Origin of the sequence: Pseudoalteromonas sp. S1727 (assembly GCF_005886375.1) — a bacterium.
In the GTDB taxonomy this organism is placed as follows: Bacteria; Pseudomonadota; Gammaproteobacteria; order Enterobacterales; family Alteromonadaceae; genus Pseudoalteromonas; species Pseudoalteromonas haloplanktis.
The window spans coordinates 1-409 of sequence record NZ_PNDT01000231.1; the positions used below are offsets into that span (position 1 = coordinate 1).

Below are 409 nucleotides of genomic sequence, written 5' to 3' on the forward strand. Positions count from 1 at the left end.
GGCGATGACCTACTTTCACATAGCAAATGCTACACTATCATCGGCGCTGTTTCGTTTCACTACTGAGTTCGGCATGGGGTCAGGTGGGTCCAAAACGCTATTGTCACCAAGAAAATTCTTTTCAATTTTCTTATTCTAATTTTTAAGGTTAAAGTTCTTCAACTAAATTTGGAGCCTGGCGATGACCTACTTTCACATAGCAAATGCTACACTATCATCGGCGCTGTTTCGTTTCACTACTGAGTTCGGCATGGGGTCAGGTGGGTCCAAAACGCTATTGTCACCAAGCAAATTTGGTATTAATCCGCTCTTACGAGCCAATTAATTAAAATCTGGAAAATCTGATAATTGTCTTCTTACAACTTAAAGCTTATCGCTTACAGCTGCCAGTAAATCTACTTTAGTTGAC

Annotated in this window: 2 rRNA genes; both read right to left on the reverse strand. The window is 40.3% G+C overall.

Going from position 1 to position 409, the window contains the following annotated elements:
- Nucleotides 1-111 (reverse strand): 5S ribosomal RNA (rrf, locus tag CWB85_RS21790); the annotation flags it as partial.
- A 62-nt stretch (nt 112-173) separates the two neighbouring features.
- Nucleotides 174-288: ribosomal RNA gene (gene rrf / locus CWB85_RS21795) — 5S ribosomal RNA — on the reverse strand.
- Between the last annotated feature and the right edge of the window lie 121 nt (nt 289-409).